Source organism: Nocardioides asiaticus (genome assembly GCF_040049175.1).
GTDB classification, from domain to species: Bacteria; Actinomycetota; Actinomycetes; order Propionibacteriales; family Nocardioidaceae; genus Nocardioides; species Nocardioides cheoyonin.
Genome location: NZ_JBDZDM010000001.1, coordinates 724,690 through 739,869, shown reverse-complemented (window position 1 = coordinate 739,869; position 15,180 = coordinate 724,690). Strand labels below are relative to the sequence as shown.

Genomic DNA, 15,180 nt, shown 5'->3' with positions numbered 1-15,180 from the left:
CAGCCGAGCGCATCAACACCCGAGCGAGGAGAACCCATGGCCATCGAGGTCAAGATCCCGACCATCCTGCGTACCTACACCGGCGGCGAGAAGGCAGTCACCGGCGAAGGTGCCAGCCTGAGCGCGCTCATCGAGGACCTCGAGGCGAACCACCCGGGCATCAAGGAGCGCCTGATCGACAACGGCGACCTGCGCCGGTTCGTCAACGTCTACGTCAACGACGAGGACGTCCGCTTCATCGGCGGCCTCGACGCCGAGCTCAAGGACGGCGACCAGGTCGTCGTGCTTCCCGCGGTGGCCGGCGGACAGTGACCCGCTTCGACAACCTGCTCTCCTCCGTCGGCGGTACGCCGCTGGTGGGGTTGCCGAGGCTGTCGCCGAGCCCCGACGTACGCCTGTGGGCGAAGCTCGAGGACCGCAACCCCACCGGCTCGATCAAGGACCGCCCGGCGCTGAAGATGGTGGAGGAGGCCGAGAAGGACGGCACCCTGCGCCACGGCTGCACCATCCTCGAGCCGACCTCGGGCAACACCGGGATCTCGCTCGCGATGGCGGCGAAGCTCAAGGGCTACCGGATCGTCTGCGTCATGCCGGAGAACACCTCCGAGGAGCGCCGCCAGCTGCTCCGGATGTGGGGCGCCGAGATCGTCTCCTCGCCTGCGGCAGGCGGCTCCAACGAGGCCGTGCGGGTCGCCAAGCGGCTCGCCGCCGAGCACCCCGACTGGGTGATGCTCTACCAGTACGGCAACACGGCCAACGCGCTCTCCCACGAGGAGGGGACCGGGCCGGAGATCCTCGCCGACCTGCCGTCGGTGACCCACTTCGTCGCCGGTCTCGGCACCACCGGCACCCTGATGGGCGTCTCGCGCTTCTTCCGCCGCGCGAAGCCCGACGTACGCATCGTCGCCGCCGAGCCGCGCTACGGCGAGCTCGTCTACGGACTGCGCAACCTCGACGAGGGCTTCGTCCCGGAGCTGTACGACGGCAGCCTGATCGACGCCCGCTTCTCGGTCGGCCCGCGCGACGCCGTACGCCGGGTCCGTGAGCTGCTCGAGCTCGAGGGCATCTTCGCCGGCATCTCGACCGGCGCCATCCTGCACGCCGCGCTCGGCCAGGCGGCCAAGTCGGTGAAGGCGGGGGAGAAGGCCGACATCGCCTTCGTCGTGGCCGACGGCGGCTGGAAGTACCTCTCCACGGGTGCCTACGAGGGCACCATCGACGACGCCGAGGAGTCCCTCGAGGGCCAGCTCTGGGCCTGACCAAAGTGTCACCGTGACACGTTGCGGCGTCGGTGACACTTCCGAAGTGTCACCGACAGCTCGAGCTGTCACGGTGACACTTTGGGGGCGCGGGCACTGTGGCGCGCGGTCTCTCAGCGGACGTCGAGGTTCTGCTTCGCGTCGAGCGTGCTGCCCCTGACAGGCCCGAGGCCGAGGAGCTCGAGGGCGAGGTCGGCGACGTCGCCGTTGCGGATCGGCTGGCGCGTGGCGGCGTACGCCGGCCGGCGGGTGCCGGGGTCCTTGTAGTCGGGGTTGAGCGCGTACAGGTCGCGGTGGGCGACGCCCGGGCCCCAGACGACGAACGGGATCCGGTAGTTCGCCAGGATGTGCGGCGTGTGGCTCTTCGCGCCCTTCGCGAAGCCGTGGTCGGAGGTGAGGACGACGACGAGGTGGCGCTTGAGCCGCGGGTGCCGGTCGAGCGCGGTGAGCACGCGGCCGAGCTGCGCGTCGGTCCGGCGTACGGCGGTGAGGTAGCGCGGCGACATCCCACCGTAGGCGTGCCCCGCCTGGTCGGGTAGCGACACGTGCAGGAAGGTGAAGTCGCGTCGCTTGGTCACGAGATCGTGGACGGCGGCGCCGACCAGCCGGTGCTGGTTCTCGTCGAGGTCGGTCCGGCCGATCGCGAAGCCCCACGACCGGCGGTAGAGCCCGAACTTCTTCTTGGTCGAGAACAGCGCGGTCGACCCGCCGGCGTAGTGCACCCGGGTGAACACCGATGCCACCGCGTGCCCGGCGGCCTTCTGGACGGTCATCCGCGGGCGGTCGGTGTCCCAGGTGACACCGTGGCCGCCCTTCGACGCGGTGATGCGGCGGCCCGTCAGCATGCTCGTGTGGTTGGGCAGGGTGACGTTCTGCTCGTACTCGCTGCGCGCGTTGAGCGTGTGCGCGCCGTGGTCGATGAGCCGGTAGAAGCTGGGCAGCCGCTTCCTGCCGAGCTGGGTGAGGGCCCGGGTGTTGAGCCCGTCGACGGAGATCGCCAGCACCTTGTAGGCCGAGCCGCCGGCCGCCGCGGCGACCGGCTCGACCCGACCACTGCGGTCCTCGGACGCCGCGCCACACCCCGCGAGAGCGAGCGAGCCGACGAGCGAGAGAGCGACCAGACCCCGGCCAAGCACCATGCCCCAGACCCTACGCGACGGCGACGTGACGACCGTCTCGTCCCATGGGAGAGTGACGTGGATCAAGGGTCCGTGCGACTGAAGGGGTGAGCGCCTAGCCTTGCCTTCCGTGCGTGCCCCCCTTCCCCCCACCGACCCCGAGGCGCCGATCGGCATCTTCGACTCGGGATTCGGCGGCCTCACCGTCGCCCGGTCGGTGATCGACCAGCTGCCGCACGAGTCGATCCTGTACGTCGGGGACACCGCCCGGGCGCCGTACGGCCCCAAGCCGATCGCCGAGGTCCGCGAGTACGCCCTCGAGTGCCTCGACCACCTCTACGCGCAGGGCGTCAAGGCGATCGTGATCGCCTGCAACTCCGCCTCCGCGGCGGTGCTCCGCGACGCCCGCGAGCGCTATGACGTCCCCGTCGTCGAGGTGATCCTGCCGGCGACCCGGCGGGCGGTGGCGGCGAGCCGCACCGGCCGGATCGGGGTCATCTGCACCCACGCGACCGCCGAGTCGATGGCGTACGACGACGCCTTCGCCGCTGCGCCCCACGTCGAGCTGCACACCCGGGTCTGCGCGAAGTTCGTCCCGCTCGTGGAGGCCGGGATCGTGACCGGCCCGGAGCTCCTCGACGCGGCTCACGAGTACCTCGACCCGCTCACCAGCGACGGCATCGACACCCTCATCCTCGGCTGCACCCACTACCCGCTGCTCACCGGCGTCATCTCCTACGTCATGGGGGACAACGTCACGCTCGTCAGCAGCGCGGAGGAGTCCGCGAAGGACGTCTACCGCGTGCTGGCGCAGACCGGCCTGATGCGGGAGAGCGGCGAGCCGACCTACACCTTCCTCACCACCGGCAACCCCGACGAGTTCGAGACCATCGGCCGGCGCTTCCTCGGGCCCGAGCTCGCCGGCGCCAAGCAGTTCGTGGGCGGCCTCGTATGACCACCCCACTCGATTCTTCGCTCCCCAGCTTCGCTCCTCCGCGAACAATCGAGAGGGGACCCCGGTGAGGCTCACGATCGTCGGCTGCTCCGGCTCCTACCCGGGCCCGGACAGCCCCGCCTCGTCCTACCTCGTCGAGGCCGACGGCCCCGACGCCTCGACGGGCTCGACGGGCTCGACGTCCGGGACCCGCACCTGGCGCCTCGTCATCGACATGGGCAACGGCGCGCTCGGCGCCCTCCACAAGTACGCCGACCCGCTCTCCGTCGACGCCGTGCTGCTCAGCCACCTGCACGCCGACCACTGCATCGACATGGCCAGCTACTACGTGCTCCGCAAGTGGCACCCGGCCGGCCCGCAGCCGAAGATCCCGGTGTGGGGCCCGAAGGGCACCGCCCGTCGGCTGGCGAAGGCCTACGACCTCCCGAAGAAGCCCGGGATGCGCGAGGAGTTCGAGTTCCACCGCTACCGCGGCACGTTCACCGTCGGCCCGTTCCGGATCACCCCGGTCCCGGTCGACCACCCGGTCCCGGCCTACGGCCTGCGGGTCGAGGCCGACGGCGCGGCGCTGGCCTACACCGGCGACACCGGCCCGACCGACGCGCTGCTCGAGCTCGCCTCCGGCGCCGACCTGCTGCTGTCGGAGGCGTCGTTCCGCGCCGAGGACGCCAACCCGCCGAGCCTGCACCTCACCGGCCAGGACGCCGGCCAGGCCGCGGCCAAGGCCGGCGCCAAGCGGCTCGTCGTCACCCACGTCCCGCCGTGGCACGACGCGGCCGGTATCCTGCAGGAGGCCGAGTCGGCGTACGACGGCCCGTCCGAGCTCGCGCGGGCCGGAGCGGTCTACGACCTCTAGGAGGCTGCCGGGGCCTACAGCAGCCCGGCGTCGTGGACGCAGATCGCGATCTGCACCCGGTTGGTGACCGCGAGCTTGTCGAAGAGCCGCGACACGTGCGCCTTGACGGTCGGGATCGAGAGGTGGAGCTCGGCTGCGACCTCCGCGTTGCTGAGCCCGCGGCCCACGGCGAGGGCGACGTCGCGCTCGCGGTCGGTGAGCGTGGCGAGCCGCTTCTCGGCGGCGGTGGCCCGGGTGCCGTCGTCGGCGTCGCTGCGCAGCCGGCGGATCAGGGTGCGAGTGACCGAGGGCGACAGCATCGGCTCGCCGTCGGCCACCCGGCGGATCGCGGCCACGATCTCGGCGGGCGGGGTGTCCTTGAGCAGGAACCCGTCGGCTCCGGCGCCGAGCGCCCCGACCACCTGCTCGTCGGCGTCGAAGGTGGTCAGCACGATCACCCGGGGCGTCTCGGGCAGCCGCTGGAGCTCGCGGGTGGCGTCCAGGCCGCTCAGCCGCGGCATCCGGAGATCCATGAGCACGACGTCGGGGCGTACGTCGCGGGCCAGCTCGACGCCCGCCCGGCCGTCGGCGGCCTCGCCGGCGATCTCGAGGTCGGGCTGGCCGCCGAGCATCAGCCCGAGGGCGGAGCGCACGAGCGGGTCGTCGTCGACGATGACGAGGCGGACCGGACTGCTCACTCGGACCACGGTATCCACGCCCGAAGGACGAAGGTGCCGGCGGTGACCTCGTGGTCGAGCCGGCCGCCGCTGAGCTCGGCACGCTCCGCGAGCCCGATCAGCCCGAGCCCGGCGCCCGGTGCCTGGGCGGGGCCGAGCCCGAGCGGGTTGCGCAGCTCGACGGCCAGACCCTCGCCAGGCGCACCGCCGACGCGGACCTCCACCCGGGCGCCGGGCGCGTGCTTGCGGGCGTTGGTCAGCCCCTCCTGGACGATCCGGTACGCCGTCCGGCCGACCGCGTCGGGCGGCGGGCCGCCGCGCACCTCGTCGTGGTAGTCGACCTTCGTGCCGGACGCGGTCGTCTCGGCGATCAGGTCGGCGAGATCGGCGTACGTCGGCTGTGGCCGGAGCGACGACGGCGAGCCGGACTCGCGCAGCACGCCGAGCACCGCACGCAGATCGGTCAGCGCCTCGTGGGCGCGCTCGCGGATCACCGAGGCGCTCGCCCGCATCTCCTCCGCGGAGAGGTCCTCGCGGAAGCCGAGCGCGCCGGCGTGCATCGAGATCTGCGAGATCCGGTGGGCGAGCACGTCGTGCATCTCCCGGGCGATCGCGTGCCGCTCGTGGTCGCGCGCCTGGGCGACCCGCAGCGCCTGCTCGGCCTCCGCCCGCTCGGCGCGGTGCCGGAGCGTCCAGATCAGCTCGCGCCGGGACCCGACGTACATGCCCCAGGCGAGCATCGCTCCGCACACCACCGCGGTCGAGCCGACGTCGAAGAGGTGGGCCTCGCCTCTGACGAGGGCAGGGTAGACGATGCCGGCCGCGAAGTTGACGAGCGCGACCACCGCGAGCTCGCGGATGACCCGGTGGGTCGCGACCGACACTGCTGCCAGCGACGCCGGCCCGCAGCTGAGCCCCGACACGCAGCTGGCCAGCCCGGTGACGACCGCGACCGTGACCGGCCACCGTCGGCGGTAGAAGACGAGGACGTAGCAGCCCAGCGCGACCAGCGCGTCGCCGGCGACCCAAAGCTCGCTCACCTTCGCCTGCTCCTCGACGCCGGTGCCGAGCCAGACGAGTGCACTGATGGCCAGCATGACGGCCAGCCGCCACCCGTGGCTCCACAGCCCGAGGGCGGGCTGGTAGTCCACGGGCGCCGGCCGGTCCATGGCACCACGCTAATGACCGGGGCCGGGTGCCACAGCAGTCCGCGGTCGGCGTACGCCCCCTACTTTCGTCGCGCGAGGTCTCGCCGGATGTCCGATGCGCGAGCGTGCCGCACGAGGCAGGCTAGGGGCCATGATCAAAGTCGAGGGAGTGACCCGCGTCTACGGGTCCTACACCGCCGTCGACGACATCAGCTTCGAGTGCCGGCCGGGGAAGGTCACCGGCTTCCTCGGCCCCAACGGAGCTGGCAAGTCGACGACGATGCGCATCATGGTCGGACTGACCGCGGCGACGAAGGGCCGGGTGACGATCGGGGGCCGGCTGTACGGCGACATCCCAAACCCCGGCCGCCACGTCGGCGTCCTCCTGGATGCGACCGCCCAGCACGGCGGCCGCACGGGACGGGAGGTGCTGATGCTCGGCGCACTGACGATGGGGCTGCCGAAGACGAAGGTCGATGAGCTGCTCGCGCTGGTCTCGCTGACGCCGCGGGAGGCCAAGCGCCGGGTCAAGGACTACTCGCTCGGCATGAAGCAGCGCCTCGGCATCGCCTACGCCCTGCTCGGCGACCCGCAGGTGCTGATCCTTGACGAGCCGGCCAACGGCCTCGACCCGGCGGGCATCCGCTGGATGCGCGGCCTGCTGAAGTCGTACGCCGACCGCGGCGGCACGGTGCTCCTCTCCAGCCACCTGCTCCACGAGGTGGAGCAGATCGCCGACGAGATGATCCTCATCGGCCAGGGCCGGATCGTCGCCCAGGGCGACAAGGAGTCGCTGCTCGCCGGTGCCGGGCCGGCCCAGACCCTGGTCACCGCCCTCGACAACGACGCCCTGGCCGCCGCCCTCGCGGCCGCGGGGCTGGAGACCGACACAGCGGGGATCGGGCTGCGTGTCCACGCCGCGCCGGTCGACGTCGGCCGGGTCGCCGCCGACAAGCAGATCGTCCTCACCGACCTGCGCGCCGGGGGCGCAGGCCTCGAGGACCTCTTCCTGCAGCTCACCGCCGAGACCCAGCGCGACGATGCGCTCGGCACCCCGGCGCAACCCGCCTCGACACAGCCGGGCCCGGTCCAGCCGGGCCAGATGCCGTCAGGCCCGATCCAGTCAGGACCCGTCGCATGACCGCCGCACCGCTCACCCTCGACGTCACCTCGACGCCGCCCATCCCGTTCAGCCGCATCGTCGGCGTCGAGATGCGGAAGATGACCGACACCCGGGCCGGCCGGTGGCTGCTGATCACGATCGTCGCGCTCACCGCGCTCATCGAGATCATCTTCTTCGCGACCGCCGACTCCCAGGACCGCACCTTCTTCAACTTCATGGGCGTCACGGCGACGCCGCAGGGGCTGCTGCTCCCGGTGCTGGGGATCCTGCTCGTGACCCAGGAGTGGGGCCAGCGCACGGCGCTCACCACGTTCAGCACCGTCCCGATCCGCAGCCGGGTGATCTGGGCGAAGGTCGTCGCCGCGCTGCTGTTCGCGCTCGCCGCGCTCGTCATCGCGCTGGCGATCGGGTGCCTCGCGACCGCCGTCGGTGGCTCGGACCACGCCTGGGACGGGGTCGGTCTCGACGACGTCGGGAAGTTCGCGCTCGTTCAGTTCAGCGGCATCATCCAGGGCCTCGGCTTCGCGCTGCTGTGGCTCAACACCGCTGCCGCGATCGTGACCTACTTCGTCGCGCCGCAGGTGTGGTCGATCCTGGTCAACGTCATCCACGGGCTCAGCAAGGTCGGCCCGTGGCTGGACCTCAACGACGCCCAGTCGCCGATGCTCGACGGCAGCCACATGGTCGGCAAGGACTGGTGGCAGCTGCTGACCGCGTCGCTGGTCTGGATCGTGCTGCCGTTCGTCGTCGGCTTCTGGCGGGTGCTGCGGTCCGAGCTGAAGTAGTTCGTTCACCATCCCTTCTGCGACACGCCACCCCCACGAGGGGGTGGCGTGTCTGTCTTCCCGACATTGGAGCCGTGAGCACGCTCGGGTCCCGCTACCTCCGCTTCGCAGCCCTCGGCGACAGCACCACCTTCGGCATCGGCGACCCGGTCCCCGGTGGCTGGCGGGGCTGGTCCCGCCTGCTGGCGCAGTCGCTGGCCTCGTCGTACGACCTCTCCTACTGCAACGTGGCGGTCTCGGGCGCCACCGCCGCGACGGTCCTCAGCGACCAGCTCGCCGATGCCCTCGCCCACCGTCCCGACATCGCCACCCTGATGGTGGGGGTCAACGACGTGCTGAGGTCGGGCTGGGACCCGGCCCGCGTGCGCGCCGACCTGATGAGCTGCGCGGAGGCGCTCACCGGCCAGGGGACACTGCTGCTGACCGCCCGGTTCCACGACCACGGCGGCGTCTGGAGGCTCCCGGAGTGGCTGCGACTGCGGTTGCGCCGCCGGCTCTGCGAGCTCAACGCCGTCTGGGACGAGGTCCACGCGACGTACGGCGGCCTGCGGGTCGACCTCGGGGCCCAGCCAGAGGTGTGGGACAGACGGTTCTGGTCGGTCGACCGGATCCACCCCTCCGAGCTCGGCCACCGCTACCTCGCCCGGCTGTTCGCCGCGGAGCTGCGGCGGGCCGGCCTCGACTTCGAGCCCCCGAGCGCGGGGTGCGAGGGCGGCATCCCGCCGAGCTGGTGGCGCGACGTGACGTGGATCGTCGCCGAGGGCGCGCCCTGGGTCGGCCGGCGGGCGCGCGACTTCGGCCCGTGGGCGGTGAGGCTCGCACTGCGGGAGGTGCGCCCGGCCGGGGAGCCGGCGCCGGAGGCGGTCGCGCTGCCGCGCTAGCCCTCTGGCTAGGGTTCCCTGCATGACTTCGCGTGCAGACGGCAGGGCCGACGACGAGCTGCGTCCGATCACGATCACCCGCGGCTGGCTCGACCACGCGGCGGGCTCGGTGCTCATCGAGTTCGGCCGCACCCGGGTGCTCTGCGCCGCCTCCGCCTCCGAGGGCGTACCGCGCTGGCGGAAGGGATCGGGGCTGGGCTGGGTCACCGCGGAGTACGCCATGCTCCCGGCCTCCACCAACACCCGCTCCGACCGCGAGTCCGTGAAGGGCCGGATCGGCGGCCGCACCCACGAGATCAGCCGCCTCATCGGCCGCTCCCTCCGCGCCGTCATCGACTACCAGGCGCTGGGGGAGAACACCATCCAGATCGACTGCGACGTGCTCCAGGCCGACGGCGGCACCCGCACCGCGTCGATCACCGGGGCCTACGTCGCGCTCGCCGACGCGGTCGCCTCGCTCGGCGTACCCAAGGCCCTCACCGGCTCCGTCGCCGCGGTCTCCGTCGGCATCATCGACGGCGTGCCCCGCCTCGACCTGCCGTACGAGGAGGACGTCCGTGCCGAGACGGACATGAACATCGTGATGACGGGCGAGGGCAAGTACGTCGAGGTGCAAGGGACGGCCGAGGGGGCCGCCTTCGACCGGGCCGAGCTCGACGCGCTGCTCGGCCTCGGCGAGAAGGGCTGCGCCGACCTCACCAGGCTGCAGGCCGAGGCGCTCGGGCTGTGAAGGTCTCCCGATGAAGGTGCACGTCGCCTCCCGCAACGCGAAGAAGCTGGGGGAGATGTTCCGGATCCTCGAGCCGCTGATGCCGGCCGTCGAGGTGGTCGGGCTCGACGACGTCGAGCACTACGACGAGCCGGTCGAGGACGCCCCGACGTTCGAGGGCAACGCGCTCATCAAGGCGCGCGCGGGCTTCGCCGCCACCGGGCTGCCGACCGTCGCCGACGACTCCGGGCTCTGCGTCGACGCGCTCAACGGCATGCCGGGGGTGCTGTCGGCCAGGTGGTCCGGGCCTCCCAAGTCGGACGAGCGCAACAACGAGCTCCTGCTCGCCCAGCTGGCCGACGTGCCCGACGAGCGCCGAGGTGCCCACTTCACCTGCGCGGTGGCGTTCGTCCACGCCGACGGCCCGGACGGTGAGGTGGTCGTCGAGGGCCGGATGGACGGCCGGGTCATCCGCGAGACGCGGGGCAGCGGCGGCTTCGGGTACGACGTCGTCTTCGAGCCCGACGAGACGCCCGGCCGCACCTCGGCGGAGCTGAGCGTGCCCGAGAAGGACGCCATCTCCCACCGCGGCCGGGCGCTGCGCGAGATCGCGCCGAGGATCGCTCGCTGGATGAGCGGGCCTGAGCGGCCGGGTTCCTAGGATCGTCGCCATGGATCTCTTCCCCGACGCCCGGCGTGCGGTCGAGGCCGACGCAGCCGGCCCCCGCGTGTGGGACCTCGACATCGCCGCCGAGCGCGCCGCCGCCCGGCGTGCGGCCGCCGCGGAGCCCAGGGAGGAGGTCGCCGAGGTCGCCGGCGTCGACGCGGCCTGGGAGGGCCGCCGTGTCCCGTGCCGGCTCTACACGCCGGCCGACGTGCGCGAGGGCGTGGTCGTCCATCTCCACGGCGGCGGGTTCGTCTTCAACGACATCGAGGTCCACGACGCCGCCTGTCGGCGGCTGGCCAACCGCACCCGGCTGCGGGTGCTCTCGGTCGACTACCGGCGGCCGCCCGAGCACCGCTTCCCGGCGGCGCCCGACGACGTCGACACGGTGCTGCGCTGGATGGACGCGGACCCGCTGCTGGGCGCCCTGCCGGCGTACGTCCACGGCGACAGCGCCGGCGGCAACCTCGCGCTGGTGGCCGCGCTCCGCAACCCCGGCCGGTTCCGGGCTGCCGCGCTGATCTACCCGTTCCTCGATCCGACCGCCTCCGCACCGTCGTACGCCGTCGAGGGCGGGTGGGCCGAGGAGGCGCGGTGGTACTGGCAGCAGTACGCCGCCGGCCCCGAGGACCTCACGAACCCGGATCTCGCGCCGCTGCTGTCCGACGGGCTCGCCGGGCTTCCGCCGACCCTGGTGGTGAGCGCCGAGGGCGACATCCTCGTCGACGAGGACGAGGCGTTCGCCCACCGGCTCGCCGGGCTCGGCGTCGAGGTGGTCGCCTTCCGCGCCGTCGGGCAGGTGCACGGCTTCTGGCGCCACGGGCTGACCTTCCCTGCGGCGGGATCGGTGATGGCGATGACCGCCGCCTTCTTCGCCGAGCACCCGTGACCATGTCCGAGCCCTACGACGTGACGGAGGTGCGGGCGGCGTACGACACCGTCGCGCCGACGTACGCCGCCAAGGTCGACCCGGACGTCACCGACAACCCCTTCGACCGGGGCGTGCTCGACACGTTCGCGACCTACGTCCTCGCCGACGGTGGCGGCCGGGTCGGCGACCTCGGCTGCGGGCCGGGGCGGATCACCGCCTACCTCGCCGGGCGCGGACTCGACGTCGTCGGCGTCGACCTCTCGCCGGGCATGGTGGAGGAGGCGCGTGCGGGTCACCCGGACCTGCGCTTCGACGTCGGCGACCTGGCCGCGCTGCCGCTCGAGGACGGCTCGCTGGCCGGTGCGCTGGCGTGGTACTCGCTCATCCACACGCCTCCCCAGCGTCGCCCGGCGGTGCTCGCCGAGCTGGCCCGCGTCGTGCGTCCCGCTGGCCGGCTCGTCGTCGCCTTCCAGGTCGGCGACGAGCACGTCCGGCACATCGGCGCCTACGGTCACGACGTCGCGATGGATGGCTACCGGCTGCCCGTCGACGGGATCAGCGCCGGGCTCGAGGATGTCGGCTTCGCGGTCACCGCGACCGTCGTACGCGCGCCGGAGAAGTGGGAGCGCACCCCGCAGGCCTACCTGCTCGCCCGGCGCGGGCCGACCGGTGGCTGAGGCGGCGCCCGGGCGGCCGGCGAGCCGTACGGCGGTGCTGGTCGCGCAGGCGCGTGCGGTGGCCGACGGCCGCATCGCGCCGGACCGGTTCGCCGACCCGGTCGCGGTCCGGCTCCTCGACGACACGGAGCGCGCCGACGTCGAGCGGGCCCGCGACGACAGCCCGCCGCCGGGATGGCGGCAGCGGATGGCGTACGAGCTCCTCCGCGCCACTGCGGAGCAGATGGCGGTGCGCACCGTCACCGTCGACGACGCCATCCGCGCGGCGGCGACACCTCAGGTCGTCATCCTCGGAGCCGGGCTCGACGACCGCGCATGGCGACTGGAGGAGCTCGCCGGCGTGACCGTCGTCGAGGTCGACCACCCCGCCTCCCAGGCCGACAAGCGGCGTCGCGTGGAAGGCCTCGAGCCGGTCAGCGCCCCGCGGTACGCCGCCGTCGACCTGGCGACCTCGCCGCTGGGGCCCGCGTTGGCGACCGTCGGCTTCGACGAGACCCTCCCCACGACGTGGGTCTGGGAGGGCGTCGTCATGTACCTCGCCCCGCCCGCCGTCGAGAGCACCGTCGGGCAGGTCGCCGCGCTCTCGGCACCGGGGAGCCGACTGATCGTGAACTACGCGTCCCCGTCCTGGGTCACCCTGCTCGGGCGCCTCGTCTTCGTGCGGCTGGCACGCCTCACCGGTGGCGAGACCCCGTTCGCCGACGAACCCAACCGGTCGGCCTGGAAACCCGAGGGGATGGGGCGACTCCTGACCCGGCACGGCTTCCGGGTCGACACCGACGACGACCTCGCCGCCACCGCACAGTCGGTCGGCGTCGAGATCCAGCACCGCGCCCGCTTGCGCCCGTTCCGCATCGTCGTCGCCCGTCGCTGACTCCCTCCTCGGGCCTCTGACAGACTCGGACCATGCGCGTGCACCTCGGCTGCGACCATGCCGGCCTCGACCTGAAGAGCCACCTGATCCAGCGCCTGACCGACCTCGGCTACGAGCCGGTCGACCACGGGCCGTTCGTCTACGACGCGCTCGACGACTACCCGGTGTTCTGCATCCGCGCCGCCGAGGGAGTCGCACGCGACCGGGCGGCCGGGCTCGACAGCCTCGGCGTCGTGATCGGCGGCTCCGGCAACGGCGAGCAGATGGCCGCCAACAAGGTGGGCGGCATCCGATGCGCGCTGGTCCACTCCGACGAGACCGCGACGCTCGCGCGCGAGCACAACGACGCCCAGGTCGTCGCGGTCGGTGGCCGGATGCACAGCCTCGAGGACATGACCCGCTTCGTGGAGCTCTTCCTCGCCGAGCCGTTCAGCAACGACGAGCGGCACGTACGCCGGATCAACCAGCTCACCCACTACGAGGCGACCGGCCAGCGGCCGCCGCTGCCCGACTCGGCCAAGGGCCTCGGCCCGGCCGAGGACCAGGACTGAGGGGCCGCGGGTGCCCGAGGGCCACACGCTCCACCGGCTCGCGCTCGACCTCACCGCCGCCTTCGCCGGCCGTCAGGTCCGGGTCGGCAGCCCGCAGGGCCGCTTCGAGGACTCGGCGAGGCTGCTTGACGGCGAGTTGCTGATCGGCGCCGAGGCGTGGGGGAAGCAGCTGTTCGTGGAGTTTCCCGGCGAGCAGTACGTCCACATCCACCTCGGCCTCATCGGCAGGCTCGACATCGCGGCGTACGACGGCGAGCCGCCCGCCCCGGTCGGCCAGGTCCGCCTCCGGATCGCCACCGTGCCCGGCCCGCACGACGAGCGTGTCGAGACGTCTCGAGAGGCTCGGCGCGCGTACGTCGCCGACCTGCGCGGTGCGACCGCCTGCGAGCTGTGGACGCGGGGCCAGCGCGACGCGTGCGTCGCGAGGCTCGGCCCCGACCCGCTCCGCGACGACGCGGAGCCCGACAGGGCGTGGGCGCGGATCAGCCGCAGCCGCAGCCCGATCGGCGGCCTGCTGATGAACCAGGAGGTCCTCGCGGGCGTCGGCAACGTCTACCGCGCCGAGGTGCTGTTCCGGCACCGGATCGACCCGCTCCGCCCCGGCAACACGCTGCGCAGGGCGCAGTGGCAGGCGATGTGGGACGACCTCGTCGTCCTCATGCACGACGGGCTCGCCACGAACCGGATCGACACCGTCCGCCCCGAGCACACCCCGGAGGCGATGGGCCGCCCGCCGCGCAAGGACGACCACGGCGGGGAGGTCTACGTCTACCGGCGTACCGGCCAGCCCTGCCTCGTCTGCGACAGGCCCGTCCGCACCGCCGAGCTGCAGGGCCGCAACCTGTTCTGGTGCCCGGGATGTCAGCGCGCTTATCGCCCGCGGCGCACCTCCCGCCCCGTAGAGTGAGCACCCCCGAGTCCGAGGATGCGCCCATGTCGACCCAGGCCCACTCCGCCCTGGTCGCGCGTCTGCGCCGCCCCAACCTGCTGAGGCGGCGGCTGCGGGGCGCGGAGACCCGGACGCTCCTCGCGCTGGGCGTGCTGACGGTGCTCTGCACCGTGCTCGCGTCCATGCACGAGGAGTGGATCGAGTGGTTCCCGCTCGCGTCGCTGACCGTGCCGCTGCTGCTCGGCAGCCTGCTGCTCGGGCCGCGGACGCTCCCGTGGTTCGTGGTCTTCGTGATGGCGATGCTGGTGCTCGCGACGAGCCGGCAGAACACGGTGAGCGACGTCGACGCCGCGGCCGTGGGCGTCTACTTCCTGCTCGGCCTGATCGTCCTGCTGGTGTCGTTCCGGCGTACCCGCCTCGGCGTCGCCGGCTTCCGCGGCGAGTCGATGTTCGTCGACCTCCGCGACCGCATCCTCAGCCAGGGCGGCATGCCGGACCTGCCGCCGCAGTGGCACGCCGAGTCCACCCTCGCATCGGCCAGCGGCACCCGCTTCGCGGGCGACTTCGTCGTCGCCGTCCGCCCGGCCCCGGCGCGGCTGGAGGTGGCCGTCGTCGACGTCTCGGGCAAGGGCGAGCAGGCCGGGACCCGTGCGCTGCAGCTCTCGGGGGCGTTCGGCGGCCTCCTCGGCGCCCTGCCGGCGGCCGACTTCCTGGTCGCCGCCAACGAGTACCTCCTGCGCCAGGAGTGGGAGGAGGGCTTCGCCACCGCCGTCCACCTCTCCGTCGACCTGGTCTCCGGCGCCTACGAGGTGCGTACGGCGGGCCATCCGCCCGCGCTGTTGCGCCACCCCGACGGACAGTGGGACGTCGCGTCGGGCAACGGCCCCGTGCTCGGGCTGATCGAGGGCGCCGAGTTCTCCGGTGCCGCCGGCGTGCTCGGGCACGGCGACTCGCTCATGCTCTACACCGACGGCATGGTCGAGGCGCCGGGGCGCGACATCGAGCTCGGCACCCAGCACCTCGTGACCGAGGCGGAGCGGCTGTTCGCGACCGGCTCCGACCGGCTCTCCCGCCGGCTCGTGGAGCGGCTCGGCTCGAAGGACGACGACCGCGCCCTGGTCGTCGTACGCCACTCCTGAACCGAGGGTGCCGTCCCGGCGCGCG

Annotated in this window: 18 protein-coding genes; 15 read left to right on the top strand and 3 right to left on the bottom strand. The window is 72.8% G+C overall.

The genetic code is table 11. The features are described from left to right. Positions 1–36: 36 nt before the first annotated feature. Positions 37–312, top strand: a complete 276-nt coding sequence (locus ABLE53_RS03560) for a MoaD family protein (RefSeq protein WP_348857256.1) — start codon at positions 37–39, stop codon at positions 310–312. After that, positions 309–1,259 (top strand): PLP-dependent cysteine synthase family protein, encoded by a 951-nt coding sequence (locus tag ABLE53_RS03555; RefSeq protein WP_348857254.1) that lies wholly within the window; start codon positions 309–311, stop codon positions 1,257–1,259. The genes ABLE53_RS03560 and ABLE53_RS03555 overlap by 4 nt, the downstream gene beginning before the upstream one ends. 113 nt (positions 1,260–1,372) lie before the next feature. Here the strand turns inward: ABLE53_RS03555 and ABLE53_RS03550 are convergent, their stop codons facing one another. Next, on the bottom strand, positions 1,373–2,398 hold the full coding sequence (locus ABLE53_RS03550; protein ID WP_348857253.1) for an alkaline phosphatase family protein: 1,026 nt from the start codon (positions 2,396–2,398) through the stop codon (positions 1,373–1,375). Positions 2,399–2,507: 109 nt separating this feature from the next. Between ABLE53_RS03550 and murI the strand changes: the two genes are divergently transcribed. Both murI and ABLE53_RS03540 read left to right on the top strand, forming a co-directional pair. Next, positions 2,508–3,332: a glutamate racemase gene (gene murI / locus ABLE53_RS03545; protein WP_348857252.1), complete on the top strand. Its 825-nt coding sequence runs from the start codon at positions 2,508–2,510 to the stop codon at positions 3,330–3,332. Positions 3,333–3,396: 64 nt separating this feature from the next. After that, a complete protein-coding gene (locus ABLE53_RS03540; protein ID WP_348857250.1) occupies positions 3,397–4,188 on the top strand; it encodes an MBL fold metallo-hydrolase in 792 nt (263 codons plus the stop codon). Positions 4,189–4,202: 14 nt separating this feature from the next. Here ABLE53_RS03540 and ABLE53_RS03535 read toward each other — a convergent pair whose 3' ends face one another. Further along, positions 4,203–4,865, bottom strand: coding sequence for a response regulator (locus ABLE53_RS03535; RefSeq protein WP_348857249.1), 663 nt, complete (start codon positions 4,863–4,865; stop codon positions 4,203–4,205). Beyond that, the gene (locus tag ABLE53_RS03530; RefSeq protein ID WP_348857248.1) at positions 4,862–6,013 is read right to left on the bottom strand and encodes a sensor histidine kinase; all 1,152 of its coding nucleotides are present in this window, start codon (positions 6,011–6,013) and stop codon (positions 4,862–4,864) included. Before ABLE53_RS03530 ends, ABLE53_RS03535 begins: the two co-directional genes overlap by 4 nt. A gap of 130 nt (positions 6,014–6,143) precedes the next feature. Here ABLE53_RS03530 and ABLE53_RS03525 point away from each other — a divergent pair, with 130 nt between their 5' ends. The 11 genes from ABLE53_RS03525 (at position 6,144) to ABLE53_RS03475 (ending at position 15,155) form a co-directional block, all read left to right on the top strand. Next, entirely contained in the window at positions 6,144–7,133 is a 990-nt protein-coding gene (locus ABLE53_RS03525) for an ABC transporter ATP-binding protein (RefSeq protein WP_348857247.1), read from the top strand. Continuing rightward, on the top strand, positions 7,130–7,900 hold the full coding sequence (locus ABLE53_RS03520; RefSeq protein ID WP_348857246.1) for an ABC transporter permease: 771 nt from the start codon (positions 7,130–7,132) through the stop codon (positions 7,898–7,900). Before ABLE53_RS03525 ends, ABLE53_RS03520 begins: the two co-directional genes overlap by 4 nt. 74 nt (positions 7,901–7,974) lie before the next feature. Beyond that, positions 7,975–8,781: an SGNH/GDSL hydrolase family protein gene (locus ABLE53_RS03515; RefSeq protein WP_348857245.1), complete on the top strand. Its 807-nt coding sequence runs from the start codon at positions 7,975–7,977 to the stop codon at positions 8,779–8,781. Between the two features lie 22 nt (positions 8,782–8,803). After that, a complete protein-coding gene (gene rph, locus ABLE53_RS03510; protein WP_348857244.1) occupies positions 8,804–9,511 on the top strand; it encodes a ribonuclease PH in 708 nt (235 codons plus the stop codon). Between the two features lie 10 nt (positions 9,512–9,521). After that, on the top strand, positions 9,522–10,151 hold the full coding sequence (locus tag ABLE53_RS03505; protein ID WP_348857241.1) for a non-canonical purine NTP pyrophosphatase: 630 nt from the start codon (positions 9,522–9,524) through the stop codon (positions 10,149–10,151). A gap of 10 nt (positions 10,152–10,161) precedes the next feature. Then, a complete protein-coding gene (locus tag ABLE53_RS03500) occupies positions 10,162–11,043 on the top strand; it encodes an alpha/beta hydrolase (RefSeq protein WP_348857240.1) in 882 nt (293 codons plus the stop codon). Between the two features lie 2 nt (positions 11,044–11,045). Continuing rightward, positions 11,046–11,702: a class I SAM-dependent methyltransferase gene (locus ABLE53_RS03495; protein WP_348857239.1), complete on the top strand. Its 657-nt coding sequence runs from the start codon at positions 11,046–11,048 to the stop codon at positions 11,700–11,702. After that, positions 11,695–12,576, top strand: a complete 882-nt coding sequence (locus tag ABLE53_RS03490) for a class I SAM-dependent methyltransferase (RefSeq protein WP_348857237.1) — start codon at positions 11,695–11,697, stop codon at positions 12,574–12,576. The genes ABLE53_RS03495 and ABLE53_RS03490 overlap by 8 nt, the downstream gene beginning before the upstream one ends. Before the next feature lie 32 nt (positions 12,577–12,608). Then, positions 12,609–13,127, top strand: a complete 519-nt coding sequence (locus ABLE53_RS03485) for a ribose-5-phosphate isomerase (RefSeq protein WP_348857236.1) — start codon at positions 12,609–12,611, stop codon at positions 13,125–13,127. 10 nt (positions 13,128–13,137) lie between these two features. Next, positions 13,138–14,034 (top strand): Fpg/Nei family DNA glycosylase, encoded by an 897-nt coding sequence (locus tag ABLE53_RS03480; RefSeq protein ID WP_348857235.1) that lies wholly within the window; start codon positions 13,138–13,140, stop codon positions 14,032–14,034. Between the two features lie 26 nt (positions 14,035–14,060). Beyond that, on the top strand, positions 14,061–15,155 hold the full coding sequence (locus tag ABLE53_RS03475) for a PP2C family protein-serine/threonine phosphatase (RefSeq protein WP_348857234.1): 1,095 nt from the start codon (positions 14,061–14,063) through the stop codon (positions 15,153–15,155). The last annotated feature ends 25 nt before the right edge of the window (positions 15,156–15,180 follow it).

What these genes read in the sequence shown, in the direction of transcription:
- ABLE53_RS03560 (WP_348857256.1), top strand. Translation starts at nt 37, where the DNA reads ATGGCCATCGAGGTCAAGATCCCGACCATCCTGCGTACCTACACCGGC.
- ABLE53_RS03550 (WP_348857253.1), bottom strand. Translation starts at nt 2,398, where the DNA reads ATGGTGCTTGGCCGGGGTCTGGTCGCTCTCTCGCTCGTCGGCTCGCTC.
- ABLE53_RS03530 (WP_348857248.1), bottom strand. Translation starts at nt 6,013, where the DNA reads ATGGACCGGCCGGCGCCCGTGGACTACCAGCCCGCCCTCGGGCTGTGG.
- ABLE53_RS03525 (WP_348857247.1), top strand. Translation starts at nt 6,144, where the DNA reads ATGATCAAAGTCGAGGGAGTGACCCGCGTCTACGGGTCCTACACCGCC.
- ABLE53_RS03520 (WP_348857246.1), top strand. Translation starts at nt 7,130, where the DNA reads ATGACCGCCGCACCGCTCACCCTCGACGTCACCTCGACGCCGCCCATC.
- rph (WP_348857244.1), top strand. Translation starts at nt 8,804, where the DNA reads ATGACTTCGCGTGCAGACGGCAGGGCCGACGACGAGCTGCGTCCGATC.
- ABLE53_RS03505 (WP_348857241.1), top strand. Translation starts at nt 9,522, where the DNA reads ATGAAGGTGCACGTCGCCTCCCGCAACGCGAAGAAGCTGGGGGAGATG.
- ABLE53_RS03500 (WP_348857240.1), top strand. Translation starts at nt 10,162, where the DNA reads ATGGATCTCTTCCCCGACGCCCGGCGTGCGGTCGAGGCCGACGCAGCC.
- ABLE53_RS03495 (WP_348857239.1), top strand. Translation starts at nt 11,046, where the DNA reads ATGTCCGAGCCCTACGACGTGACGGAGGTGCGGGCGGCGTACGACACC.
- ABLE53_RS03485 (WP_348857236.1), top strand. Translation starts at nt 12,609, where the DNA reads ATGCGCGTGCACCTCGGCTGCGACCATGCCGGCCTCGACCTGAAGAGC.
- ABLE53_RS03475 (WP_348857234.1), top strand. Translation starts at nt 14,061, where the DNA reads ATGTCGACCCAGGCCCACTCCGCCCTGGTCGCGCGTCTGCGCCGCCCC.